We start from the raw sequence: 23,514 nt of genomic DNA, 5'->3' as shown, positions 1-23,514 counted from the left end.
CATCCATGACATATGCACCCGAAACCCTGGACCCGCTTTTTATCGCGGAGGAATGGGCGTCCGCCGGCCGCAACGTGGCGCTGGCGACCGTCGTCGACACCTGGGGTTCCGCACCGCGCCCGACCGGCAGCCATCTCGTCATCGACGGCGTGGGCAATTTTCACGGCTCGGTCTCCGGCGGCTGCGTGGAAGGTGCCGTCATCACCGAAGCGCTGGACGTGATCGAAAGCGGCAAGGCCCGCATGCTGGAGTTCGGCGTCGCAGATGAAACCGCCTGGCGCGTCGGCCTGTCCTGCGGCGGCCGTATTCGCGTCTATGTCGAGAGGCTTGTCTGATGGACCGTCAGATACTGGCGAGACTGAATGCGTTGCGGCGCGCGCGGCAAGCGGCTGTTCTGGTCACCGATCTCTCCGGCGGGCAAGATCGGCTGATCGTCGAGGGCGATGCCGTCGACGGTCCGTTTGCCGACGTCGTCGCTTCCGCCTTTCGCTCGGGAAAGTCCTCGGCGGTGGAGATCGGAGGACAAAGCCTCTTCCTCAACGTTCATCTGCCGCCGCCGCAAATTGTCGTCATCGGCGCCGTACACATCAGCCAGGTTTTGGCTGGCATGGCCGAGCTTGCGGGCTTTGACATCCGCATCATCGATCCGCGCACCGCTTTTGCGACGCCGGAGCGCTTCGATGGCGTCGACCTCATGGCCGACTGGCCGGTAGATGCCCTGAAAGAGCGGCCGCTCGATGCCTATACGGCGCTGGTTGCAGTCACCCACGATCCCAAGATCGACGATTTTCCGATTGCCGACGCGCTGAAGGTCGGCTGCTTCTATGTCGGAGCGCTCGGCAGCCGCAAGACACATGCAAGCCGCGTGGAACGATTGAAGCGCGAGGGTTTGACGGAGGCTGATCTCGCCCGGATTCATGCCCCCATCGGTCTTCCCATCGGCGCGTCAAGCCCCGCTGAAATCGCCGTTGCCATTTTAGCCGAGATCATCGCTGCGCTACGCGGCCGTGACGTTTCGTCACCGAAGGGTGATAAGCGATGAAATTCGGTGATTTTGCGACAGCGGAAGCCGAAGGCGCCGTGCTTGCGCATTCCATCCGATTGCCCGACGGCAGCCTCGCTAAAGGGCATGTGCTTGATCGCGCCGATCTCGACCGCCTCGCCGCAGCTAATATCGTTCATGTCACCGCCGCCAAAATCGAACCTGACGATCTCATGGAGAATGAGGCTGCGACGCGATTGGCGCGGGCGATCGCCCCGGATCATCTGACTTTTTCCGAAGCGGCGACGGGGCGCGTCAATGTCCATAGCGCGGTCGATGGCCTGTTCGTTGCGAACCGCGCCGCCGTCGACCGGCTGAACAGTGTCGATCCGGCCATCACACTTGCCTGTCTTGCCGATCATGTGCCGGTGCGTCGCGGCGATATGGTCGCGACCTTCAAGATCATTCCGTTGGCAGTTTCAGGCGAGAAGGTCGCTGCAGGCGTCGATATCCTGCGGCAGGCGACTGTCTTCGAGGTCAAGCCATTCAGGCCGCATGCGGTGTCGCTCGTGGCGACCGAACTGCCGTCGCTGAAGACCTCGGTGATGGACAAGACGGCGCGTATCCTTTCGCAGCGGCTGCAGCTTGCCGGCAGCACGCTAGAGCGGGAAGAGCGAGTAGCGCATCGCGCGCCTGCGGTCGCGGAAGCGATCGGTAAGGCGCTGCAGGCAGCGGATCAATCGTCGAAGCTCGTCATCGTCTTCGGTGCATCCGCCGTTATCGACGCCGGCGACGTGATCCCCGAGGCGATCCGAATTGCGGGTGGCCAGGTGATCCAGGTCGGCATGCCGGTTGATCCCGGCAATCTGCTGGTGCTTGGCAGGGTCGGCGATGTCCATATCGTGGGGGCACCGGGCTGCGCCCGCAGCCCGAAGGAAAATGGTTTCGACTGGGTGCTGGACCGTATCCTTGCCGGCGAGAAGCCGACGCCGCAGGAAATCAGCGGCATGGGCGTCGGAGGGCTTCTCATGGAAATACAGTCGCGGCCGAGGCCGCGTGATATTGCCGTCAAACCGCAAGCACAGATTTCGGTCGCCATCGTGCTTCTTGCCGCCGGCAAAGCGCGCCGCATGGGCGAGGGCGGGCCACATAAACTGTTGGCGGAATTCGACGGCATTCCTCTGGTACGCCGCTCGGCTGCAACGGCCTTGGCAAGTGATGCATCGGCTGTCGTTGCCGTCACCGGCCATCGTCGCGAGGAGATCGAACAGGCGCTAGACGGCCTGGCGGTCGAGCGCGTGCACAATCCCGACTATGCCTCCGGCATGGCAAGCTCGCTGGTGGCCGGCATCAGCCCCCCAACAGTGCAACGGGCTGACGGTGTCCTGGTTATGCTGGCCGACATGCCGGGGGTCACCAGCGACGACCTGAAGACGCTGATTGCAGCCTTTCGCAAGGCGAATGGGCAGGCGATCGTCCGTGCCGTTTCGCGCGGCAAACGCGGCAATCCCGTCATCCTGCCGCGCGCCGTGTTCGACGCTGTGACGCGGCTAGAGGGCGATGTCGGCGCGCGGCATATCATCGAAACTGCGGGGCTTCCCGTCATCGATGTAGACATCGGCGATGCAGCCCATCTTGATGTGGATACGCCCGAGGCCGTATTAGCCGCCGGTGGTATTTTGAAGGGGTAGGGTATGGACAATATCGAGATCGAGGAAATGTTTCAGGCGCTCGGCCCGGTGACGATCAAGCGCATGTTTGGCGGCAAGGGCGTCTATCATATGGGCCGCATCGTCGCCGTCGAAGTGAGCGATGAGATGCTGCTGAAGGCCGATGACGTCAGCGCTCCGGAATTCGCGGCAGCAGGCGCCCGGCGCTGGGCCTATGAAGGTAAGAAAGGCAAACCCGTCAACATGCCCTACTGGTCGATCCCAGACGATGCTTTCGACGATCCGGATATCATGGCACGTTGGGTCAGGCTTGCTTACGAGGCGGCGGTGCGGGCGGAAAAATAGACGTCAGTGGAAGTCTTCTTCGCTCAAATGGGCGATAGTTGCTTTGGCGAAATCTGAAAGCGGCTGGGGCAGCTCATTGCGGCCGAACCAGCCGAAATCGGAGAGCTTGTCAGGCTCGACCAAACGTGGCTCCCCGGAAAAATCCCTGGCAATATAGATCAAAGAAATCCAGTGCTGGCGATCGGCTTCGTTGATAACCTCTGTCGTGCAGAGATAATCGATCTTGCCGATGGAAAGGCCGCTTTCCTCTTCCGCCTCACGGACAGCGGCATCTGCGGCCGGTTCCATGTGGTCGACTTTGCCGCCGACGATGCTCCAGAAGCCGGCTTCCGGCGCCTTCAGGCGCTTATAGAGCAACAGCTTCCCGTCCCGCAAAATTGCGAGACCGGTTCCTAATCCTGGGAAGTGGATGCCGGGTTGTCCCACGCGCCGCGAGCCTGTCAGCCCTTGGCGTTGGCAACGATCAGCATGAAGGCGGGGATGTCATCGCCGAAGCCGACCGGGGTCGGGCCATCGTCCTGATCGCGGTAGCGATTGCGGCGCTCGCGATTGTCGTCGTTGGCAGCAGGGAAGGGCCGGTGATTGTTACGAGAACCGTTGTGGGACTTGTTGTTCTCAGACTTGCGCTCGTTTCTCACGCTTTCGGCCTTTGCTGGTGCTGCTTCGATCACTTCGACGCCATTATCCTCGACGTCGATATCAGATTTATGACTCGAGGCACTCCGGCCTCCGCGGCTGCGATCCCGGTCGCGGCCTCTACCTTTGGAATCCCGGCGACGGGAAGAACGATCGTCATCACGGCTTTCTTCGGCAGGCGGCAACGACGACAGGTCGCCGTTCAGCCATTCGACCTCTTCGCCGATCAGCTTTTCGATCGCATCGGCATGCTTGGTATCGCGCTTCGTCACGATGGTGAAGGCCGCACCTGAGCGCCCGGCACGGCCGGTACGGCCGATGCGGTGGACATAATCTTCCGAATGGATCGGCACATCGAAATTGAAGACGTGGCCGACATCGGGAAGATCGAGGCCGCGCGCCGCCACATCGGAAGCGACGAGAAGCTGGATATTGCCGTCACGGAAGTTCTGCAGCATGGTCGTGCGCGAGCGCTGATCCATATCGCCGTGCAACGCGCCGACCGAGAAACCATGGCGTTCCAGCGAACGGAAGAGATCTGCGACATCTTTCTTGCGGTTGCAGAAGATGATGGCGTTCTTCAAATCGGTCTGGGAGCGGATGAGATCGCGCAAAGTCGCGCGCTTCTCGTAATCCTTGCCATGCGAGGCAACGAAGCGTTGTGTGACGGTCTTTGCCGTCGAAGCGGGCTTGGCGACTTCGACGCGTTCCGGATTTTGCAGGAAGCGGTCGGCCAGTTTCTGGATTTCGCCCGGCATGGTGGCCGAGAAGAACAATGTCTGGCGCGTGAAGGGAATGAGCTTGGCGATGCGCTCGATATCGGGGATGAAGCCCATGTCGAGCATGCGGTCGGCCTCATCGATGACGAAGATTTCGACGGCGCTCATCAGCAACTTGCCGCGCTCGAAATGGTCGAGCAGGCGGCCGGGCGTGCAGATCAGCACATCGGCGCCGCGCTCCAGCTTGCGGTCCTGGTCCTCGAAAGAAACTCCGCCGATCAGCAGAGCGATGTTCAGGCGATGGTTCTTGCCGTATTTCTCAAAATTCTCCGCAACCTGTGCCGCGAGTTCACGCGTCGGCTCGAGGATCAGCGTGCGCGGCATGCGCGCACGGGCGCGACCCTTTTCGAGAAGCGTCAGCATCGGCAGAACGAAGGAGGCGGTCTTGCCGGTACCCGTCTGCGCGATCCCGCAGATATCGCGACGCTGGAGCGCAAAAGGAATTGCGCCGGCTTGGATCGGAGTCGGTGTGGTGTAGCCCGCGTCAGTTACCGCGGATAGGACTTTTTGGCTCAGGCCAAGGTCAGCAAATGTTGTCAAAGGGAAAACTATTTCCGTTCCGGTTCGGTCGAACACTCGTGAGTCGACACGCTTTAAGCATGCCGCAATGCAGCGCGACATAGAACCAAATACCCGCGAAGTCAAGGAAAGCGGGCGCGTCAGAAAGCTTCAGGGCAATAGATAACGCAATTTTTAGATTAGCGCCACCTTTGTTGCTCGTTTGTCACCATTCCCGCGGTCAAATTGTCCCTAGCTCGTTGATATAACTTGCGAGCTTCGTGCCTGCATTGATGAAATACATCGGGTCGACCGCACGGCCGTTTTCGCGCACTTCATAGTGAAGATGCGTCCCGGTCGAACGTCCCGTGCTGCCGGCAAGTCCGACGGCGTCGCCGGTCTTGACTGTATCGCCGACCTTGACCAGCACTTCTTCCATATGGCCGTACCGCGTCGAAATGCCATCGCCGTGGTCTATCTCGACCATGTTGCCATATCCGCCTGTCCAGCCGGCGGAGACGACTTTGCCCGGTGCCGTCGCCTTGACCTTTTCGCCCGGACTGAAGTGGAAATCGGTGCCGGTATGTAATGCCAGCTTTCCGAAGAAAGGATCCTTGCGATTGCCGAATGGGCTCGTGATCAGCTTGCCAGGCGCAGGATTGCGAAAGGGCAGGCTTTCGGCTGCGCCGCGCACAGTTTCGAGGCGCGTCAAAGCCGTGTCGAGATCGGCCATGGACCGATCGAATTGATCGACATTTTCCGGTGCGACATAAGGGCCGCCGACGCCCCCATCATCATTTGTGGCACCGTCATTCTTGGTCTCAGCACCGGCTATTGTGGCCGGAACCTTGACGCCGACATTCTGCATGATCGACTGGATTTCATCGGCGGTCTCTGAAGCGCCTGCGGTCAGATGGCGTACGCGGGCCAGTTGATCCTGCTCGATATGTTTCAGCGACAATGTCACCTTCGAAAATACCCGGTCGGCATGGTCCGCGACGGTTTCAGGGGCGGGGACATAGGCGAGGGTGGAATTGTCGGGGGTCGCATCGGCGGGCTTGCCGCTCGAAAGAAGCCTCTCTATCGACTTAAGCCCTCCCGTCAGCTCCGCGTGATCGCCTTTGGCTGCTGCCGCACTTGCACCTCCAGGCGCATCCTTGTTCACAAGGCCGGAACTTTCGGCGCGGTCAAGCAGCGCATCGAGCTTGCCGTGGCGAGACGACAAGGCTTGCTGCTGCTCCATCAACTTGTCGACCTTTTCCTCGACCACCTGTTGGTCGAGAAGCTGACGGGACGTGACGCGGTCGACCTGGGCGCGCAGCGCCGCAATGCGATCTTCATAGTCATACTGCATGCGTGCCTGCCGGGCCATGGTGGCGCCGATCAGGTCGTCGCGCAGTACGAGATAGGATGTGGCGAGGAGATAGCCAATGGAAAAGATGCCGACGAAGCAGACGACGAGCGCCGCCATCCACGGGCGCACGGTCATGTGGCGCACCGTATCGCCACTCGCGACGATAATGGTGTGCTGTCGCTTTTGTTTGCCGAAAACCCGGTTCTGAGGCTTGGCTGTCACCGAGAATCTCCCAATCGATGCGCATTCGCATCCATTGATGACTACACGGAATTATGGTTAACGATTGCTTTCTATTGCACCCCTAGAAAACAAAAAAACTCTTATAATTTAGTATGTTAGGAATTGCTTTTAGACGTGAGCGAGCGATAGAAGGAAGGGGTCAGGCCGGCTTCGGCGCGGGCAATGTCATTGAACGGCGCCTTCAGCGAACCACGGAAATTGGCGCGCACCAAATCCTGAAACGTCCGGGCCGGATCGCGCTTTTCGCGGGCGCAGAGGAAACGGAACCATTTGGCCCCGACAGCGACATGTCCCTTCTCATCATTGTAGATGACATCGAGGACAGCAGCGCTCTCCATGTCGCCGGTCTCGCGCATTTTTGCCTGCAGCGCCGGCGTCACGTCGAGGCCGCGAGCTTCGAGAATAAGGGGGACGACAGCAAGACGTGCGGTGAGGTCGTTGCGGGTCGCGTGCGCAGCCTGCCACAGGCCGTCATGAGCCGGCAGATCGCCATAGTCGGCGCCAAGATCGCGCAGACGCGTCCGCACCATGAGAAAATGCTTTGCCTCCTCGAAAGCGACCTGCATCCAGCCATCGAAAAAGGAATTGGGCACCGGTTCGGTGGCAAAGCGAGCAACGATATCGAGCGCCAGATCGACAGCGTTGAGTTCGATATGGGCGATGGCATGTAGCAGCGCGATGCGGCCTTTGACCGTATGCAGCGAGCGCTTCTCCATATGTTTCGGCGGCACCAGCTCCGGTCTTTCCGGCCGGCCGGGGCGATCGGCCAGTGCCGGGTCGCGCGGCGAGCGCAGCGACAGGGTGCGTGCGAACCAGCGGCTTGCAGACTCTTGGGCAAGCGCCGTCTTGCGGTCGAGATCGGCCGAGCGGATGGCGGCGATCGCGCCGCCGCGCAAGGAGGTGATGGTCTCGATTTCCACCGGCATGGCCACGGGCATCAGAGTGCTCTGACTGCGGCAAGGACCTCTTCGGCATGGCCGGCCACTTTGACCTTGCTCCAAATCCTCACGACCCTGCCATCCGCACCGATGAGGAAGGTTGAGCGCACCACGCCCATATAGATCCTGCCATACATGCTCTTTTCCCGCCAGACGCCGTAAGCTTCAGCGGCAGTCTTCTCTTCATCGGAGGCGAGGGGGATGGACAGGGCGTGCTTCTTCACGAATTTGTCATGGCTTTTGACCGAATCCGGCGACATGCCGAGTATGGCCGCGCCAGCTTTTTCGAAGTCCGCCGCAAGCGCGGTGAAAGAGATCGATTCGGCGGTGCAGGCGGTCGTGTCATCCTTGGGATAAAAGAACAGCACCAATGGCTTACCGGCAAAATCAGCGAGGCGCACACGGCCACCGCCATCGCGCGGAAGATCGAAATCTGGCGCTCTGTCGCCGATGCCTAATTCAACCAGAGAGATTTCGGTCACGGGAAAACCTTTCTTTTGCCGGGATTTTGGATGACACCAAATATCAGCCATATATACTGCACCGGTATGCCGTCCACATCGGACGCAGCGTCACCAACAAAATTGCGAAAAACGAAAGGGACGCACGGGAGTGATCCGAGGCGAAAAGATTACATTCCGCAAAAAGGATCTCGTCTCGCTCGACCACTTGCCTTCCGCTCAGGTGGACGATCCTTTGATCGTGCATGTCCCCGAGCCGGTCCGCCGCAAGCGCTCGCATGTCTGGCATGTCTGCCGCATCACCCTTGTTTTCACCGCTTTCCTCGCCCTTATCTTCGGCGCAATTATCTTCACTATCGAAAACGGCATTTTCGATGAGCCCCTGTCGCAGAAGGCGCAGCTCGCGCTCGATCACGCGATCGGGCCGCGCTACAAGGCCGAAGTCGGCTCCACTGTGGTCCGCTTCACACCAAGCCTGCGACTGGAACTCGAAGCCCGCAACGTCAATGTGGTCGATCAGGAAAGCGGCAAGCATCTGTCGACTATGGCTGCGGTCAGTATGGTGCTCGATCCGCTGGCGCTTGTCGAAGGCCGGGTCGAAGTGGCCAATGTGGCAGCAGAGGGCATCGCGCTCGACACCTCGCTGCTACCGCAGGGCGATCCCGTCGATCTGACGACGCTGCGCGTCGACGCGCTGCCGCGAGCGCTGTTTTCAGCCTTTGACAATCTCGATTTCCTCGAGCGTTTCGTCGAGCGCGGCGGCACGAACTCGGTGCGTATTTCCGGCTTTGCCGTCAAGCTGGCACGACAGGAGGGCGGCGAACCGATCTCGCTTGTGGTCGACAACCTCACCTTCGAGCGCAACGGACCGTCATCGTTGCATCTTTACGGGCAGGTTGCGGTCAACGGCTCCGTTGCAACATTGGATGTCGTCGCCGATCAACAGGAGGCCGGCCGCAGCTCTTCTCTGATCGCAAAGGTCACCAATCTCGACCTGAAGCCACTGACGATGGCCTATGATCAGAACGGTACGCCGCGCCAGGGCTTGATGAGTTTCGCCGGGATGACGGTGACCGCGATTCGTGGCGGTGAAGGCATCGATCCGAAGCTCAGTGCTTCCATCGATGTCCAGCCCGGCACGCTTTATATGGACCGCGATCCGCAGGAGCTGACACAGGCCAACATCAACCTCGCCTATAACTTCGATCATCAGACGCTTGAGATCGTGCCGTCGAAAGCCCAATTCGTCGGTACCATAGTGCCATTCTCCGGCGCGCTGATCGACCTCGACCGCATCGATGCCAGTGCCGGCAAGGGCTTCGGCATCGACTTCCTGATCCGCGGCGGCACGGCGGCATCCTCCATTTCGGATGAACAGCCGGTCAGCTTCGACGGGCAGGCGACAGGGCGCTTCCTTGCCGCGACCAAGGAATTGCAATTCCAGAATCTCGGCATCTCGACGCCGCTCGGGGCGCTGTTCGGCTCGCTGCATATGAAACTCGGAGACAGCTCACCGGAGATCAGTTTCGGCGGCCGCGCCGACAAGCTCGATACGACTGCGATCAAGCAACTCTGGCCGTTCTGGATGGCTTCGAAACCGCGGGTATGGGTGGAAAAAAACCTCTTCGGAGGGACGGTGACCAACGGGGTCATTTCGGTCTTCATCCCCGCCGGACGACTGGCAGAGGCGGCAAAGACCAGCAAGCTGCAACTCGGGAAGAACGAATTGCATATCGCCTTCGATATCGACGGCGCCCGCCTCGATGTACCGGGCGAGATTCCGCCGATCCGGGATACCAAGGCGCATTTCGATCTGACGGGCCCGACGATGAGCGTCGATATTGCGAGCGGCACTTCCTATTTCCCGACCGGCCGTTCCGTAACGCTGAGCAACAGCAATTTCTCGATCCCTTCGGCCTACGACAAGCCGCTCATGGCCGAACTCAAGCTGGACATATCGGGTTCGGGCGATTCAATCGGCGAGCTATTGACCTATAAGCCTCTGGAAGTGCTGCAGCGAACCGAATTCAAACCGGAGAATTTCAACGGCAAGATCGTCGCCAAGGTCGATGCCACGATCGGCCTGATCAGCGACCAGAAGCCGCCGCCGCCGGTTTGGAAGGCTAACCTGCAGCTCGATGATGTCGATCTGCTGAAGCCGATGAATAATCGCAAGATTTCCAATCTTACCGGTGGGATCAATGCCGATCCCCAATCCGTGCATCTGAATGCCCAGGCGCAGATCGATGGCATTCCCGCGCAGATCGATATGGTCGAGCCGACGGACGCCAAGTCATCGGTCAAGCGCAGCCGCGTGATCACGGCCACGCTTACCGATGCCCAGCGCAACAGCGTCATGCCGGGTCTCAACGACATTATCGATGGCCCGATCAAGATAGAACTCACGCGCATCGACGACGATCGCCAAGGCGTCAAAGTCGACCTCGCCAAGGCCGCGTTGACGGTGCCGTGGGTCGGCTGGTCGAAGGGCAGCGGCATTCCCGCAAGCGCCCAGTTCGAGGCTTCCGGGCCGGACAGTCAGACGGCGCTCAAAAATTTCATCCTCAAGGGCGATGGCTTCGGCGTCAGCGGCGATCTCATCGTCAGCAAGGGGGGGCTGTCTTCGGCAAGTTTCGATAGCGTCAAGCTTTCCGCGCTCGATGATTTCGCTCTGTCGATCAAGCACGGCAAAAGCGGCAATTACGACATATCCGTCGCCGGCAACTCAGCCGATCTCCGGCCGGTCCTGGCGCGGCTGAAGACATCGTCGAGCGACAAAGCGGACAACAGGGATGATTCGCCCGGTGCAACGATCCGCGCCAATCTCGACAAGGTCGTCGGTTTCAACGACGAGTCGATCGGGAATCTCAAGGGCGTCTATTCCATCGCCGGCGGCCGCACCATAGCCGCGGATTTCTCCGGCCTCACGCGCAGCGGCGAAGCTGTCGTCAGCCAAATGAGCAAGGGCGGAGACGGCGGGACCATTCGCATCACCAGCGGCGATGCCGGCGCGGTGGCGCGTTTTGCCGATCTCTACAAGCATCTGCAAGGTGGCCTGCTCAACCTGTCGCTGCGCTCCACAGGAGCGGAAGCCTGGGACGGATCGCTCGATATCCGCAACTTCGCCATCATCGACGAAAAGAAGCTCTCGACCATCGTTTCCACGCCGAGCGGCAAAAATGGGCGGAGCCTGAATTCGGCGGTCAAACAAAATATTGATACGCGATCACAGAGTTTCCAGCGCGGCTTTGCGCGGTTGGTGCTGCGCAAAGGGGCGCTTGCGGTGGAAAATGGCGTTGTCCGCGGCGTGCAGGTGGGCGCAACCTTCCAAGGCACGGTGAAAGACGCGAACGGCAATATGGACCTGACAGGCACCTTCATGCCCGCCTACGGTCTCAACCGGCTATTCGCCGAAGTGCCGATCGTCGGCTTCATCCTTGGCAATGGCAGCGACCGCGGCCTGATCGGCATCACTTTCAGGCTCACCGGTAGTTTTGAGAAACCGAACCTGCAGATCAATCCGCTGTCGATCATAGCGCCGGGTGTGTTCCGGCAGATCTTCGAGTTCTGAGCAAGCGCACAGAATAGTGGCGATCACCATCGGCGATGCCCGTCCGCTTCGATTTCCACCAATGCGCCGCCACCCGACGTTGGCACGCATCGGAGAGAATGGGTCATTTTTCAGCCGCCAACTGCTGGCGTATGCGTTCCGGACCACCGACCATGCGCCGCGCGAAAGGTCGATCAGGATCTACGACGCGCCAAAACGGGGCGGTACCGTCTTGACTGATTTGGACCAGATGTCTTTGGACGGTGACAGGGCAACAGGCATCCGCCCCGTGTTCCCTGGCGAGTGCCTGTCTTATCCACCCAATGTCAGACAACTCGCCTGGAGGGGCCGCGCGGAGTGCTTCTGCGACCATTTCCTCGCTTGGAATCAGCATGCTCTGCGTGAGGCTTCTGCCTTTACGCCTCGTTTTGATCACCGGCAGTTCGTTCATAACTCACCTCCAAAGCTGATCTCTGCAAAAGACGAACGGAAATGCCGTGGCCCGACATGATCGAGTATAAAATTGCTTCCGGCGCCGACACTCCGTCAATTCCGCTTGTTCAGCGACGCCCCGGAGGCACAGCGAAGTCGTTGAAACGCAAGAAGCCGGCGGGATGCGCCGGCTTCTTGCGTTTCGGTGTCAGTCGATCTCTTAGGCGGCAGGACGGATCAGGATGTGCTTCTTCTTGCCGAGCGACAGCTTGATGACGCCGTCGGCGGTGATTTCGCCGCTGCCGATCACCTTGCGTTCGTCGCTGATCGCCTGATCGTTGATGCGCACCGCGCCGCCCTGGACGTGACGGCGGGCTTCGCCATTCGAGCCGGCGAGACCCGCGCGGACGATCAGTGAGAGCAGTCCGATACCGGCGTCGAGTTCGGACGCGGGAACGTCGACGGACGGCAGGTTTTCGGAGAGGCCGCCTTCCTCAAAGGTTTTGCGCGCCGTTTCGGCAGCAAGTTCGGCGGCCTCGCGGCCATGCAGGATGGCCGTGACTTCCGTCGCGAGGATCTTCTTGACCTCGTTGATCTCGGAGCCTGCAAGCGCGGAGAGGCGGGCAATCTCGTCCATCGGCAAGGTGGTGTAGAGCTTCAGGAAACGAGATACGTCAGCGTCCTCGGTGTTGCGCCAGTACTGCCAGAAATCATAGGCCGAGAGCAGGTCGGCATTCAGCCAGACCGCGCCGGAGGCCGATTTGCCCATCTTGGCGCCGGAAGAGGTGGTCAGCAGCGGTGAAGTCAGTGCATAGAGCTGCGGCGTACCCATGCGGTGGCCGAGATCGATGCCGTTGACGATATTGCCCCACTGATCCGAACCACCCATCTGCAAGCGGCAATCGTAGCGCTTGGCGAGTTCCACGAAATCGTAGGCCTGCAGGATCATGTAGTTGAATTCGAGGAAGGACAGCGACTGCTCGCGATCCAGGCGCATCTTGACGCTCTCGAAGGACAGCATGCGGTTGACGGAGAAGTGCCGGCCAACGTCACGCAGGAATTCGAGATAGTTGAGCGAGCGCAGCCACTCCGCGTTGTTGATCATCAATGCGTCTTTGGGGCCTTCGCCATATGTCAGGTAGTTGGAGAAGACGCGCTTGAGCGAGGCGATGTTGTTTTCGATCGTATCGATCGTCATTAACTGACGCGATTCTTCCTTGAAAGAGGGATCGCCCACCATGCCGGTGCCGCCGCCCATCAGCGAGACAGCGCGGTGGCCGGTCGCCTGCAACCAATGCAGCATCATGATCTGGATCAGCGAGCCAGCATGCAGGCTCGGCGCCGTCGGGTCGAAGCCGATATAGGCCGTCACGGTTTCCTTGGCGAACAAAGAGTCGAGGCCGGCTTCATCGGAAATCTGGTGGATGAAGCCGCGCTCTTGCAGGGTGCGCAGGAAATCGGATTTGAACTCAGCCATGATCTTGGTCTCTCGGGGCGCCGCAGGTGTAGCATGCGGCGAAGTCACTGTTGTTGAATGTCGCCGGGCGCGTTTAGCATCGATTTACCGACGCGTCATCATTTTGGTGGCACGGACAGAAAGTTTCGGCGGAGTGGGGTCTATAAACAGGCATGTCCGGGCGTGAATAGACCGCAACATCGCCCCGAAGCCGCCTGGGACATGCCGCGCATTCGCCCAAATCCAATCCTAATATTCTATGCTGATGGGGTGTGTGCGATGTTTCGTGAAAGAAACTGGTATGTCACCAATGCGTTCGATGATGGGATCGTCATTCAGAAAGACGATCCGGGCATTCATTGCCATGATGTTGGTTCTGGCTGGTATCGCTGTCGCAAGCGCAGCCATAGCCCAAGATTCCCCCGAAAAGAGAATAGCGCTTGTGGTGGGCAATGCTGCCTATCAGGCAGGCGCCTTGCCGACACCGGCCAATGATGCCGGCCTGATTGCGCAAACGCTGCAGGCAGCCGGCTTCGACGTGATCGGCGCACGCGACCTCGACCAGAACGGGTTGCGGGATGCGATGAGGGATTTTCTGACGAAAGCGAACGCATCGGGTCCCAATACTGTCGTTTTCGTCTATTTGGCGGGCTACGGGGTGCAATATCAGGGCGATAATTATTTCGTGCCTGTGGATGCGCAGATCGCCAAGGCTACGGATGTTCCGGTCCAGGCCCTACGGATTAGCGATTTCACCAAGTCGCTGGCCGCCATCAACAATCGCGGCAGCATCGTGGTGCTCGATGCTGCAAGAGCCAATCCGTTCGTGCAATCCGATCAACCGCTGGCTGGCGGCCTGGCGCTGGTCGAGCCGGACGCCAACCAATTGATCGCCTTCAACGCGGCACCCGGTACTGTCGCGCCGCAGGAGGCAGGCCCCTATGGTTCCTATGCGCATGCGCTGGCGGAGATGATCCGGGTCGGCGGCCTGTCGCTCGGCGATGTGTTCGATCGGACACGCCTGCGGGTCAGCGATTTGACCAAGGGCGCGCAGATCTCCTGGGATGCTTCCAAATTCAACAACGCCTTCACCTTCTTCGATCGCGGCCCCAATGCGCCGGCCGCCCAGGTGTCCAGTTACGATAGTGCTGCAATCCGCACGAAGGCGATCCGCGATTTCGACGAGCGGGATGCCTATTTTGCCGCGCTCGATCGCGACACGATGCAGGGCTATGAGGATTTCCTGGCCGCCTATCCGCACGACCCCATGGCGAAAAGGGTGCGCGCCATCATAGCTGCTCGTCGTGAAGCGATTACCTGGCGCGAAACCTGGACCGTGGACACGCCGGAGGCCTATTGGTCCTATCTCAGACGCTATCCGCGTGGCCCCCACGTCTGGGATGCCCGCCGCCGTCTGGAGCATTTCGATGCAGCGCTTGAGCCGCCGCCGTCGTTTACCGTGATCGAATATGACGTGCCGCCGCCGCCACCGCCGGAAATCGTCTATGTCGACCGGCGCGTCCTTTATTTCGATGATGCCGACTTCGGTTTCGCTCCGCCGCCTCCCGAGGTTTTCCTGGCACCGCCGCCGCGGGATTTCGTCGACCTTGCACCGCCGAAGGTCTCGGACGATCTCTATGTCTTGCCAGCGCCAGTCTTCGTTCCGGTCCCGAATTGGGTCGAGCCGCCGCGCGATGTGGCGCCGCCCCAAAACAACGTCATCTTCAACAACATTCACAACACGACCGTAAACAATACGACGGTCAACGAGAACGGGACCGCGCCTGCTGCGCCCGGGCTGACGACCGGACAGAAGCTCGGCGGCGCGGCCGTCATTGCCGGCGCGGGCGCAGCGGCGTTGCACGCCGCCTTGCCGCCGTCGGTGCAGAAGAAGGCCGCGGTTCTGCAGAAGCAGAATCCGGCCCCCGCGGCTAAAACAGCGCCCGCAACCGGTCCGGCCGCAGCACCTTCTGTTCAGCCACAGGGCGGAAACGCGGCTCACGCGCTTCCCGGTGCCAGCGGCAAGCCCTTGCCGCCTGCCGGCAAGTTGCCGAACAATCAGGCAGCGCCTCAGACAAAGCAGGCGCAACAGCCTCAGGTTGCACCAAATGCCGTGCAAAATCCTACTGCAGCCGCTCGGCGAGGTGCCACGGCACATGCGCTTCCTGGTTCGAAAGGTCAGCCGCTGCCGCCTGCCGGCAACGCGCCTGCCGTGAAAGGTCAAAATCCGATTGCAAGGACCCCAGCACCTCAGGCGGCTCCAATCGTTAAACCAAACGCAGCTCCAAGCGTTAAACCAAACTCTGCTGTCGCAGCGCCGAAACCCAATGCGCCTGGCCAGCCGGTGAAGCCCAAGGCGGTCCCGCAGGTTAGCAATCAGCCTCATATCGCGGCCACACCGCAACGACATGTCAATCCGTCAGTTGCTCAACCAAAGCCGCCAGTTGCTCAACCAAAGCCGGTGCCTCACGTAGCCGCGCAGCCGAGGGCGCCCGCTCCGAAGGTGCAGGCTCAACCCCGGCCACAACCCCAACCCCAGCCAAGGGTCATGCAGCAGAGACCTCCACCGGCTCCGAAGCCGCAGGCTCAACCCAGGCCGCAACCTCAACCTCAGCCAAAGGTCATGCAACAGCAGGCGAAAAGACCTCCACCCGCGCCGCAAAAACCTCCGGAGAAGAAGAAGTGCGGTGCTCCGGGCCTGCCTGCATGCCAATGACCGATGATATCTCGCGATAACCTGAAGGTCCGCTTAGGCGGGCCTTCACTATCAGGATTGTTATGTGGTCGCGCTTGTTGAAATCCTGCCGTGCGTTTAGCACTTACGCAGCGGTTCATATCGATACGGTCGTATGCGTACCGCGGGCTTCAGTTCTATCAGGGCAGCAGGCAGGTAAATGAGTGACGCCATCATACTCGAAACTTCACGCCTCGTTCTGACTATGTGGGACCAGAGCGATGCCGAAATGATTCGGCAACTGCATTCCACGATCGAAACGACACGCTATCTTTCAGGCGCTGCCCCGTGGACCCTGGAGAAGGCCGAGGACCGCTTGAAGACTTGGTTCGGTGAACATGCGCGGGATGGCGTGACCAAATACAAGATGCTGAGACGGGACGACGGCCGTTTCATCGGCCGCGCCGGATTTTCACGGTTTCAGGGGGAGCATGATCGCGGCGAATTCGAGCTCGGTTATTCCATCTGCCAGGACGCCTGGGGAAACGGCTATGCGACCGAGATTGCTGGGGCGTTGGCGGATTGGTTCTTCCAACGCGGCTTTACTGATCGGTTCATAGCCTTCACGCATCCGGAAAACATTGCATCGCAACGGGTTCTCCGCAAGATCGGCATGGAATACCGCTCGCCGATCATCATCGATGGTGTTTCAGGTCTCTGTTTTAAGATGTCGCGGTGAGGGTTGTTACTTCCGGCGCAGCAAGGCCAGAGCCTCGCTGTCGTGACCTGCACCGCGCTCGGCCCTTTTACGGAAGCGCATCTCTGCGTCGTGTTCGCGAATGATTGATTCTGTCACATCGATCAGTAGTGTTGCGACATCGACACCCTTTTCAGCTGCAATCGCCTTGACGCTTTCATGCATATCGTCAGGGATCTGGATTGTTACGGCATTCATTTGCCCAACTCCTGCTCAAAGCGTTCGGGCGTTACAACAACGACATTGTCGAAACGCAAGTTCGGGTTTCGAAAGTCCCTTACATTGCTAGTCACGACATAGTCTGCGTTCCCCGCGATCGCCAGTTCGACAATGTGATTGTCTCCCTCGTCCCGCAAATTGGGTCGCCAGAGAAAATATATAGGACACCACTCACATTTGCTAACGAATACATTGAAGAGCAACTGTCTTTCGGGTTCGCTGAGACGCGCATTTGCAAATAGCGCTCCTCTTGCCAGCACATCCTCATACTCAAGGAATAGCTTGGCGCCCATGACGGGTTGAACACGACCTTCAATACATGCCTCAACCACCGATGAGGCGGGACCTGCACCGATGCACGCACTGACAAAAACATTGGTATCAATGATGGCTCTCATTTCGAGAGCCTGTCATTGAATGGAGCATCGTCAATCAGCAATGTAGTTTTTTCGATTTACCTGATCCTCTTGGCCGCCGGTTCCGGCACCAGTTCGCCGTTCAAACGACGGTCGAGGTAGTCTTCGCATTCGCCGAGCAGCGTATCGACCTGGCCGTTGAAAAAGTGGTTGGCGCCAGGCACAACCTTATGCGTGATCAGAATACCTTTTTGCGTCTTCAGCTTTTCGACGAGGCCGTTGACGTCCTTTTCCGGGGCAACCTTGTCGGAATCACCGTTGATGATCAGGCCGGAGGACGGGCAGGGTGCCAGGAATGAGAAATCGTAGATGTTCGGCTGCGGCGCAATCGACATGAAGCCTTCGATTTCCGGGCGGCGCATCAGAAGCTGCATGCCGATCCAGGCGCCGAAGGAATAGCCGGCGACCCAGCAGCTCTTGGAATCCGGATGCAGGCTCTGCACCCAGTCGAGCGCCGAGGCGGCATCGGACAACTCGCCGGCACCATGGTCGAACTCACCCTGGCTGCGGCCGATGCCGCGGAAATTGAAGCGAAGCGTCGTGAAACCGCGCTTCTGGAACATATAGAAGAGCTGGTAGACGACCTGATTGTTCATCGTGCCGCCGAATTGCGGATGCGGGTGCAGGATAATCGCGATCGGGGCGCTCTTTTCCTTGGAGGGCTGATAGCGGCCTTCAAGGCGGCCTGCGGGGCCGTTGAAAATAACTTCGGGCATCGATACTCCGGCTCTTCTTTTTCTGCGTTCAAACCATGTGGGAAGCAGTAAGTTGACTTGACTATTGCGCTCATCTTTTCTAGAACGCAGTTTAGAACAATTCGAAACTTGGCGCGAACTTCCACGCGTTGTTTGCGCAACGGTTTGTGGAACGTGTCATAAGGCATGCCCGGCTGAAATTTCAAGGAAAATGAGCCGGGCACAACAAGGCTTCGTCAGGCAGGAAGAAGATTATGGCGGCAACGCGCCTTTATCTCGACTGGAATGCCACCGCTCCGCTTCATCCGGCGGCGCGCGACGCTATGTTGCGCGCCTTGGACCTCTATGGAAACCCCAATTCCGTTCATGGCGAAGGTCGTGCGACCCGAGCGGCGATCGAAGCCGCACGCCGGCAGGTCGCAAGTCTGACGGGCGCCGAACCGGCTCATGTGGTCTTTACCAGCGGCGCGACTGAGGCCGCCAACATGGTGCTGACACCGGAATTCCGCATGGGCCGCACGCCGCTTGCGATCAGCCATCTCTATATATCGGCAATCGAGCATCCTGCGCTGCGCGAAGGCGGCCGTTTCCCGAAAGAAAAGATCAGCGAAATACCGGTGACATCGGACGGTGTTGTCGATCTGACCGCGCTGGACGCGATGCTTTCGGCACATGACAAGGCAAACGGCCTGCCGATGGTGGCGATCATGCTCGCCAACAACGAAACCGGCATTCTCCAGCCCGTATATGAAGCGGCTAAGATCGTGCAGGCATTCGGCGGCGTCTTCATCGTCGACGCCGTGCAGGCGGCAGGTCGGGTTCCGATCGATATCAACGAGATCGGCGCTGATTTCCTGATCGTCTCGTCGCATAAGATCGGCGGACCGAAAGGGGGCGGCGCGCTCATCTCGCGCGGCGAAGTGCTGATGCCGAAGCCGCTGATTCATGGCGGCGGTCAGGAAAAAGGACATCGCTCCGGCACCGAGAACGCGTTGGCCATCATCGGTTTCGGTGCGGCTGCTGCCGCCGCGATTGCCGAGTTCGATAGCCGCAATGCGGCTGTTGCGAAACTTCGTGATCGGCTGGAGGAGGGCATGCGGCTTGCCGCGCCCGATGTCATCATACATGGCGAAGGCGGTCCACGCGTGCCGAATACCAGTTTCTTCACTTTGCCGGGGCTGAAATCCGAGACCGGACAGATCGCCTTCGATCTTGAAGGAGTGGCGATTTCTGCAGGCTCCGCCTGCTCCTCCGGCAAGGTAGGTGAAAGCCATGTGCTGATGGCAATGGGCTGCGACCCCAAGCTTGGGGCGCTGCGCATTTCGCTTGGATTTGCGACGAACGAAGAGGATGTCGAGCGTGCGATTGCTGCGTTCGCCAGAATTGCCGGCCGGCGCAAACCTGCCGGAGCTGCGGCCTAACGGCCACAATTTTGCGGAAACAGAAATTTCCGCTTGCCAAGTGGGCTGAAAAGTCCCTTTTGGCCGACTACATAGAGGGCAGACATTTCAGTCTGCCGCAACGTTGACAAGCTGCCGGACCTTGGATCCGGCGAGATTGGAGAACGACATGCCTGCAGTCCAGGAAACGGTTGATCAGGTTCGCCTGATCGACGTGGACCAGTATAAATATGGTTTCGAGACTACCATCGAGGTGGAAAAGGCTCCCAAGGGTCTTTCCGAAGACATTATCCGTTTCATCTCCGCCAAGAAGCAGGAGCCGGAGTGGATGCTCGAATGGCGGCTCGAGGCTTACCGTCGCTGGTTGACGCTTGAAGAGCCCACATGGGCGCGCGTCGACTATCCGAAGATCGACTTCAACGACATTCACTATTACGCTGCGCCGAAGAAGTTCGCCGGTCCGAAGTCGCTTGACGAAGTGGACCCGGAGCTTCTGAAGACCTACGAAAAGCTCGGCATTCCGCTGCGTGAGCAGGAAATTCTTGCCGGCGTCGAGAAGTCGAAGATCGCTGTCGACGCGGTGTTCGACTCCGTTTCTGTCGTTACGACCTTCAAGGAAGAGCTGAAAAAGGCCGGCGTGATCTTCATGTCGATCTCGGAGGCGATCCGCGAGCATCCCGACCTCGTGCGCAAATATCTCGGCTCCGTCGTTCCGACGACCGATAATTTCTATGCGACGCTGAATTCGGCTGTGTTCACCGATGGCTCCTTCGTCTTCGTGCCAAAGGGCGTGCGGTGCCCGATGGAACTGTCCACCTATTTCCGCATCAACGAGAAGAACACTGGCCAGTTCGAGCGCACACTGATCATCGCCGAAGAGGGAGCTTATGTCTCCTATCTCGAAGGCTGCACAGCGCCGCAGCGCGACGAAAACCAATTGCATGCGGCCGTGGTCGAGCTGATCGCGCTGGACGACGCCGAAATCAAGTATTCGACCGTCCAGAACTGGTACCCAGGCGATAAGCACGGCAAGGGCGGCATCTATAACTTCGTCACCAAGCGCGGCGATTGCCGCGGCGCCCGCTCGAAGATCTCCTGGACGCAGGTCGAAACCGGTTCGGCGATCACCTGGAAATATCCGTCCTGCATCCTGCGCGGCGACGACAGCCGCGGCGAGTTCTACTCGATCGCCGTTTCCAACGGCCATCAGCAGGTCGACAGCGGCACCAAGATGATCCATCTCGGCAAGAATACGTCGAGCCGCATCATCTCGAAGGGTATCGCCGCCGGCGTGTCGCAGAACACTTATCGCGGCCAGGTCTCGGCGCATCGCCGCGCGACGAATGCCCGTAACTTCACGCAATGCGACTCGTTGCTGATCGGCGACAAGTGTGGTGCGCATACGGTGCCCTATATCGAGGCGAAGAACTCGTCTGCGCATTTCGAGCATGAGGCCACGACGTCGAAAATCTCCGAGGATCAGTTGTTCTACTGCCTGCAGCGCGGCATTCCCGAGGAAGCGGCGATCGCGTTGATCGTCAACGGCTTCGTCAAGGAAGTGCTGCAGGAGCTGCCGATGGAATTCGCCGTCGAGGCACAGAAGCTGATCGGCATCTCGCTGGAAGGCTCGGTAGGGTGATCAAGGAACAGCAAGGCGTTGTCGCTGCCCATCGCCATTGCATTCGCAATCGGACCGAACTCGAGGGGAGCGAAACTTCTGGCTGCTTCCATTGTCTTGAAATCTATCCGATCGCCGAGATTTGGGAATGGATACGCGAGACAAAGGAAGACGAGGAACATCTCACCGCGACATGTCCGAAATGCGGAATCGACGCGGTAATTGGTGATGCGTCCGGCTACCCCGTGACTGACGCAAAATTTTTACAAAGAATGAAGCGCCGCTGGTTTGATGTTTAATCGCCACTGGCTGGTTGAAGGAACTGGAAATGCTTGAAATCAAGAACCTGCATGCCCGTATCGCCGAAGACGGCACGGAAATCATCCGCGGCCTGGACCTGACGGTGAAGGCGGGCGAAGTGGCTGCCATCATGGGTCCGAACGGCTCCGGCAAGTCGACGCTCTCCTATATTCTTTCCGGCCGCGACGATTACGAGGTGACGGAAGGCGATATCCTCTACAACGGCGAGAGCATTCTGGAGCTCGACGCCGCCGAACGTGCCGCAAAGGGCATCTTCCTCGCTTTCCAATATCCGGTCGAAATCCCCGGCGTTGCCACCATGCAGTTCCTGAAGGTAGCGATGAACGAGCAGCGCAAGGCGCGCGGTGAAGCCGAACTGACGACGCCTGACTTCATGCGTCGCGTCAAGGACGCTGCCGGCAAGCTGCAGATCAACACCGAGATGCTGAAACGCCCGCTGAACGTCGGCTTCTCCGGCGGCGAGAAGAAGCGCGCCGAAATCCTGCAGATGGCACTCCTGGAGCCGCAGCTTTGCGTACTGGACGAGACTGACTCCGGTCTCGATATCGATGCGCTGAAGATCGTCGCCGACGGCGTCAACGCGCTGCGCTCGCCAGACCGTGCCGTGATAGTCATCACCCACTATCAGCGTCTGCTCGACTATATCGTTCCGGACACCGTGCACGTGCTCTACAAGGGCCAGGTGATCAAGTCCGGCGACAAGACGCTGGCACACGAACTCGAAGCCAACGGCTACGCCGATATCATTGGGGCTGCGGCCTGATCGGAGCGGAAAGGATAAGTCGATGAACATTCAGACGACGAGCCGTCTGACCGCCGCAGAGACGGCGCTGATCGAGGCTTACAACAATCAGTTGGGCGATTTGCCGGGCGATGGCGACGTGCTCGCCGTCCGCGATCGCCTGCTGGATGATCTCAAGACCGCCGGCCTGCCGACGCGCCGCTTCGAAGCCTGGCATTATACCGATCTCAAAAACCTGCTGCGTTCTGTTCCCACTGATCTCGGCGCCGGTATCGTCGAGCCCCTGTCGCCGACCGTTCCCGGTTCGGCCGTGCTTTCCGTCCTGCAGGGCAGCGCCGATGGCAAGACCTCGGTCGATGGCCTGGTCGTCAGCCGCTACGCTGACAGTCTGGCTGACGGTACTGCCGCCGCCGGATTGACGGCGCTCGGCAGGGACGACGCTGTCGGCCGCATCAACGGCAGCTTCGTGCGCGATGGCTATGTCATCGAATTTCCGGATGGGACTGAGCTCGACGCGCCGCTGGAGATCCAGTTCGTGCATGCCGGCGGCCAGATTCACAGCCGGCTGCCTGTCTCCTTCGGCGCCGATGTCAAGGCAACCGTGATCGAGCGCCACCAGGCCGTGCCCGGTGCTGCGGCGCTGGTCTCCTCGGTCAGCGACGTCAAGATCGGCAAAGGTGCCGAAGTGACCTGGATCATCCTGCAGGAGCAGGGAACCGAGGATACGCATCTCGGCCAGATCCGCGTCGACCTGGGTGCGGATGCGAAGCTGAAGCTGTTCGTCATCAATGCCGGCGGCAAGCTGGTGCGACAGGAACTGCATGTGAAGGTCACGGGCGAGGGCTCCGACCTCGTGCTACGCGGCGTCAACTTGCTCGGTGGCGATACGCATACCGATGTGACGCTGGTGCTCGGTCATGACGTGCCACACACGGGCTCGACGGAGATCGTCCGCAACGTGGTGTTCGACCGGGCTCGCGGCGTCTTCCAGGGCATGATCCGTGTCGCTCCGGATGCACAGAAGACCGACGCCCGCATGGCCTGCAACACGCTCTTGATGTCCGACGATGCCGAATTCTCCGTCAAGCCGGAGCTGGAAATCTTCGCCGACGACGTGCAGTGCGGCCATGGCGCCACGGTTGCCGATATTGACGAGAACCATCTCTATTACATGATGGCGCGCGGCATTCCACGGAACAAGGCTCGCGCCATGCTGGTCAATGCCTTCGTGGCCGAAATTATCGAAGAGCTGGAAGACGAAGGCCTGGTCGAGGCGCTGGAAGGCGTTATCTCGGCCTGGCTGGAAAATCACGCCTGATTGGAGCAAT

General features: G+C 59.7%; 22 protein-coding genes. 12 read left to right on the top strand and 10 right to left on the bottom strand.

The window, feature by feature from the left end:
* Positions 1–5 precede the first annotated feature (5 nt).
* From QA646_RS07510 to QA646_RS07495, 4 genes are read left to right on the top strand one after another with little or no spacing between them, the layout of a single operon-like run.
* The gene (locus tag QA646_RS07510) at positions 6–335 is read left to right on the top strand and encodes an XdhC family protein (protein WP_283058419.1); all 330 of its coding nucleotides are present in this window, start codon (positions 6–8) and stop codon (positions 333–335) included.
* Entirely contained in the window at positions 335–1,042 is a 708-nt protein-coding gene (locus QA646_RS07505) for an XdhC family protein (RefSeq protein WP_283058418.1), read from the top strand. Before QA646_RS07510 ends, QA646_RS07505 begins: the two co-directional genes overlap by 1 nt.
* Positions 1,039–2,673 carry a molybdopterin-binding/glycosyltransferase family 2 protein gene (locus tag QA646_RS07500; protein WP_283058417.1) on the top strand — a complete coding sequence of 545 codons (1,635 nt, stop codon included), beginning with the start codon at positions 1,039–1,041 and terminating at the stop codon, positions 2,671–2,673. Before QA646_RS07505 ends, QA646_RS07500 begins: the two co-directional genes overlap by 4 nt.
* Before the next feature lie 3 nt (positions 2,674–2,676).
* Positions 2,677–2,997, top strand: coding sequence for a TfoX/Sxy family protein (locus QA646_RS07495; protein WP_283058416.1), 321 nt, complete (start codon positions 2,677–2,679; stop codon positions 2,995–2,997).
* 3 nt (positions 2,998–3,000) lie between these two features.
* Here QA646_RS07495 and QA646_RS07490 read toward each other — a convergent pair whose 3' ends face one another.
* The 5 genes from QA646_RS07490 to QA646_RS07470 form a co-directional block, all read right to left on the bottom strand.
* A complete protein-coding gene (locus QA646_RS07490; protein WP_283058415.1) occupies positions 3,001–3,423 on the bottom strand; it encodes an NUDIX domain-containing protein in 423 nt (140 codons plus the stop codon).
* 14 nt (positions 3,424–3,437) lie between these two features.
* Positions 3,438–4,952, bottom strand: a complete 1,515-nt coding sequence (locus QA646_RS07485) for a DEAD/DEAH box helicase (RefSeq protein WP_283058414.1) — start codon at positions 4,950–4,952, stop codon at positions 3,438–3,440.
* A 199-nt stretch (positions 4,953–5,151) separates the two neighbouring features.
* Positions 5,152–6,486 carry a peptidoglycan DD-metalloendopeptidase family protein gene (locus QA646_RS07480; RefSeq protein WP_283058413.1) on the bottom strand — a complete coding sequence of 445 codons (1,335 nt, stop codon included), beginning with the start codon at positions 6,484–6,486 and terminating at the stop codon, positions 5,152–5,154.
* 116 nt (positions 6,487–6,602) lie between these two features.
* Positions 6,603–7,433, bottom strand: coding sequence for a ferritin-like domain-containing protein (locus QA646_RS07475; RefSeq protein WP_283058998.1), 831 nt, complete (start codon positions 7,431–7,433; stop codon positions 6,603–6,605).
* An 11-nt stretch (positions 7,434–7,444) separates the two neighbouring features.
* Positions 7,445–7,927 carry a peroxiredoxin gene (locus tag QA646_RS07470; protein WP_283058412.1) on the bottom strand — a complete coding sequence of 161 codons (483 nt, stop codon included), beginning with the start codon at positions 7,925–7,927 and terminating at the stop codon, positions 7,445–7,447.
* Between the two features lie 130 nt (positions 7,928–8,057).
* On the opposite strand from QA646_RS07470, the gene QA646_RS07465 reads away from it, so the two are divergent.
* Positions 8,058–11,477: a DUF3971 domain-containing protein gene (locus QA646_RS07465; RefSeq protein WP_283058411.1), complete on the top strand. Its 3,420-nt coding sequence runs from the start codon at positions 8,058–8,060 to the stop codon at positions 11,475–11,477.
* Between the two features lie 103 nt (positions 11,478–11,580).
* Here the strand turns inward: QA646_RS07465 and QA646_RS07460 are convergent, their stop codons facing one another.
* Both QA646_RS07460 and tyrS read right to left on the bottom strand, forming a co-directional pair.
* A complete protein-coding gene (locus QA646_RS07460; protein ID WP_283058410.1) occupies positions 11,581–11,907 on the bottom strand; it encodes a hypothetical protein in 327 nt (108 codons plus the stop codon).
* A 201-nt stretch (positions 11,908–12,108) separates the two neighbouring features.
* Positions 12,109–13,365 carry a tyrosine--tRNA ligase gene (gene tyrS / locus QA646_RS07455; RefSeq protein WP_283058409.1) on the bottom strand — a complete coding sequence of 419 codons (1,257 nt, stop codon included), beginning with the start codon at positions 13,363–13,365 and terminating at the stop codon, positions 12,109–12,111.
* A 280-nt stretch (positions 13,366–13,645) separates the two neighbouring features.
* On the opposite strand from tyrS, the gene QA646_RS07450 reads away from it, so the two are divergent.
* A complete protein-coding gene (locus QA646_RS07450; RefSeq protein ID WP_283058408.1) occupies positions 13,646–16,060 on the top strand; it encodes a caspase family protein in 2,415 nt (804 codons plus the stop codon).
* A 178-nt stretch (positions 16,061–16,238) separates the two neighbouring features.
* On the top strand, positions 16,239–16,757 hold the full coding sequence (locus tag QA646_RS07445) for a GNAT family N-acetyltransferase (protein WP_283058407.1): 519 nt from the start codon (positions 16,239–16,241) through the stop codon (positions 16,755–16,757).
* Between the two features lie 6 nt (positions 16,758–16,763).
* Here the strand turns inward: QA646_RS07445 and QA646_RS07440 are convergent, their stop codons facing one another.
* The 3 genes from QA646_RS07440 to QA646_RS07430 are packed head-to-tail and all read right to left on the bottom strand — an operon-like array spanning position 16,764 to position 18,126.
* Entirely contained in the window at positions 16,764–16,973 is a 210-nt protein-coding gene (locus QA646_RS07440; RefSeq protein WP_283058406.1) for a toxin-antitoxin system HicB family antitoxin, read from the bottom strand.
* Entirely contained in the window at positions 16,970–17,392 is a 423-nt protein-coding gene (locus QA646_RS07435; protein WP_283058405.1) for a putative toxin-antitoxin system toxin component, PIN family, read from the bottom strand. Before QA646_RS07435 ends, QA646_RS07440 begins: the two co-directional genes overlap by 4 nt.
* A gap of 56 nt (positions 17,393–17,448) precedes the next feature.
* A complete protein-coding gene (locus QA646_RS07430) occupies positions 17,449–18,126 on the bottom strand; it encodes an alpha/beta hydrolase (protein ID WP_107108170.1) in 678 nt (225 codons plus the stop codon).
* 233 nt (positions 18,127–18,359) lie between these two features.
* On the opposite strand from QA646_RS07430, the gene QA646_RS07425 reads away from it, so the two are divergent.
* The 5 genes from QA646_RS07425 to sufD all read left to right on the top strand — a co-directional run bounded on the left by QA646_RS07425 (position 18,360) and on the right by sufD (position 23,504).
* The gene (locus tag QA646_RS07425; protein ID WP_283058403.1) at positions 18,360–19,526 is read left to right on the top strand and encodes a cysteine desulfurase family protein; all 1,167 of its coding nucleotides are present in this window, start codon (positions 18,360–18,362) and stop codon (positions 19,524–19,526) included.
* A 148-nt stretch (positions 19,527–19,674) separates the two neighbouring features.
* Positions 19,675–21,144, top strand: coding sequence for a Fe-S cluster assembly protein SufB (sufB, locus tag QA646_RS07420; RefSeq protein WP_283058402.1), 1,470 nt, complete (start codon positions 19,675–19,677; stop codon positions 21,142–21,144).
* Entirely contained in the window at positions 21,141–21,422 is a 282-nt protein-coding gene (locus tag QA646_RS07415) for a cytoplasmic protein (RefSeq protein ID WP_283058401.1), read from the top strand. Before sufB ends, QA646_RS07415 begins: the two co-directional genes overlap by 4 nt.
* 29 nt (positions 21,423–21,451) lie before the next feature.
* A complete protein-coding gene (sufC, locus tag QA646_RS07410) occupies positions 21,452–22,207 on the top strand; it encodes a Fe-S cluster assembly ATPase SufC (protein ID WP_028753102.1) in 756 nt (251 codons plus the stop codon).
* A 22-nt stretch (positions 22,208–22,229) separates the two neighbouring features.
* The gene (sufD, locus tag QA646_RS07405; RefSeq protein ID WP_283058399.1) at positions 22,230–23,504 is read left to right on the top strand and encodes a Fe-S cluster assembly protein SufD; all 1,275 of its coding nucleotides are present in this window, start codon (positions 22,230–22,232) and stop codon (positions 23,502–23,504) included.
* The last annotated feature ends 10 nt before the right edge of the window (positions 23,505–23,514 follow it).

The sequence above is a fragment of the Rhizobium sp. CB3090 genome (genome assembly GCF_029714285.1).
In the GTDB taxonomy this organism is placed as follows: domain Bacteria; phylum Pseudomonadota; class Alphaproteobacteria; order Rhizobiales; family Rhizobiaceae; genus Rhizobium.
The sequence above is the reverse complement of the archived record's forward strand: the minus strand, read 5'-3'. Positions and strand labels throughout refer to the sequence as shown.

Coding starts and splice junctions, on each gene's coding strand:
- QA646_RS07460 (WP_283058410.1), bottom strand. CDS start 11,907: ATGAACGAACTGCCGGTGATCAAAACGAGGCGTAAAGGCAGAAGCCTC.
- QA646_RS07445 (WP_283058407.1), top strand. CDS start 16,239: ATGAGTGACGCCATCATACTCGAAACTTCACGCCTCGTTCTGACTATG.
- QA646_RS07475 (WP_283058998.1), bottom strand. CDS start 7,433: ATGCCGGTGGAAATCGAGACCATCACCTCCTTGCGCGGCGGCGCGATC.
- QA646_RS07505 (WP_283058418.1), top strand. CDS start 335: ATGGACCGTCAGATACTGGCGAGACTGAATGCGTTGCGGCGCGCGCGG.
- QA646_RS07425 (WP_283058403.1), top strand. CDS start 18,360: ATGGCGGCAACGCGCCTTTATCTCGACTGGAATGCCACCGCTCCGCTT.
- tyrS (WP_283058409.1), bottom strand. CDS start 13,365: ATGGCTGAGTTCAAATCCGATTTCCTGCGCACCCTGCAAGAGCGCGGC.
- QA646_RS07510 (WP_283058419.1), top strand. CDS start 6: ATGACATATGCACCCGAAACCCTGGACCCGCTTTTTATCGCGGAGGAA.
- QA646_RS07500 (WP_283058417.1), top strand. CDS start 1,039: ATGAAATTCGGTGATTTTGCGACAGCGGAAGCCGAAGGCGCCGTGCTT.
- QA646_RS07435 (WP_283058405.1), bottom strand. CDS start 17,392: ATGAGAGCCATCATTGATACCAATGTTTTTGTCAGTGCGTGCATCGGT.
- QA646_RS07450 (WP_283058408.1), top strand. CDS start 13,646: ATGTCACCAATGCGTTCGATGATGGGATCGTCATTCAGAAAGACGATC.
- sufC (WP_028753102.1), top strand. CDS start 21,452: ATGCTTGAAATCAAGAACCTGCATGCCCGTATCGCCGAAGACGGCACG.
- QA646_RS07495 (WP_283058416.1), top strand. CDS start 2,677: ATGGACAATATCGAGATCGAGGAAATGTTTCAGGCGCTCGGCCCGGTG.
- sufB (WP_283058402.1), top strand. CDS start 19,675: ATGCCTGCAGTCCAGGAAACGGTTGATCAGGTTCGCCTGATCGACGTG.
- sufD (WP_283058399.1), top strand. CDS start 22,230: ATGAACATTCAGACGACGAGCCGTCTGACCGCCGCAGAGACGGCGCTG.
- QA646_RS07440 (WP_283058406.1), bottom strand. CDS start 16,973: ATGAATGCCGTAACAATCCAGATCCCTGACGATATGCATGAAAGCGTC.
- QA646_RS07430 (WP_107108170.1), bottom strand. CDS start 18,126: ATGCCCGAAGTTATTTTCAACGGCCCCGCAGGCCGCCTTGAAGGCCGC.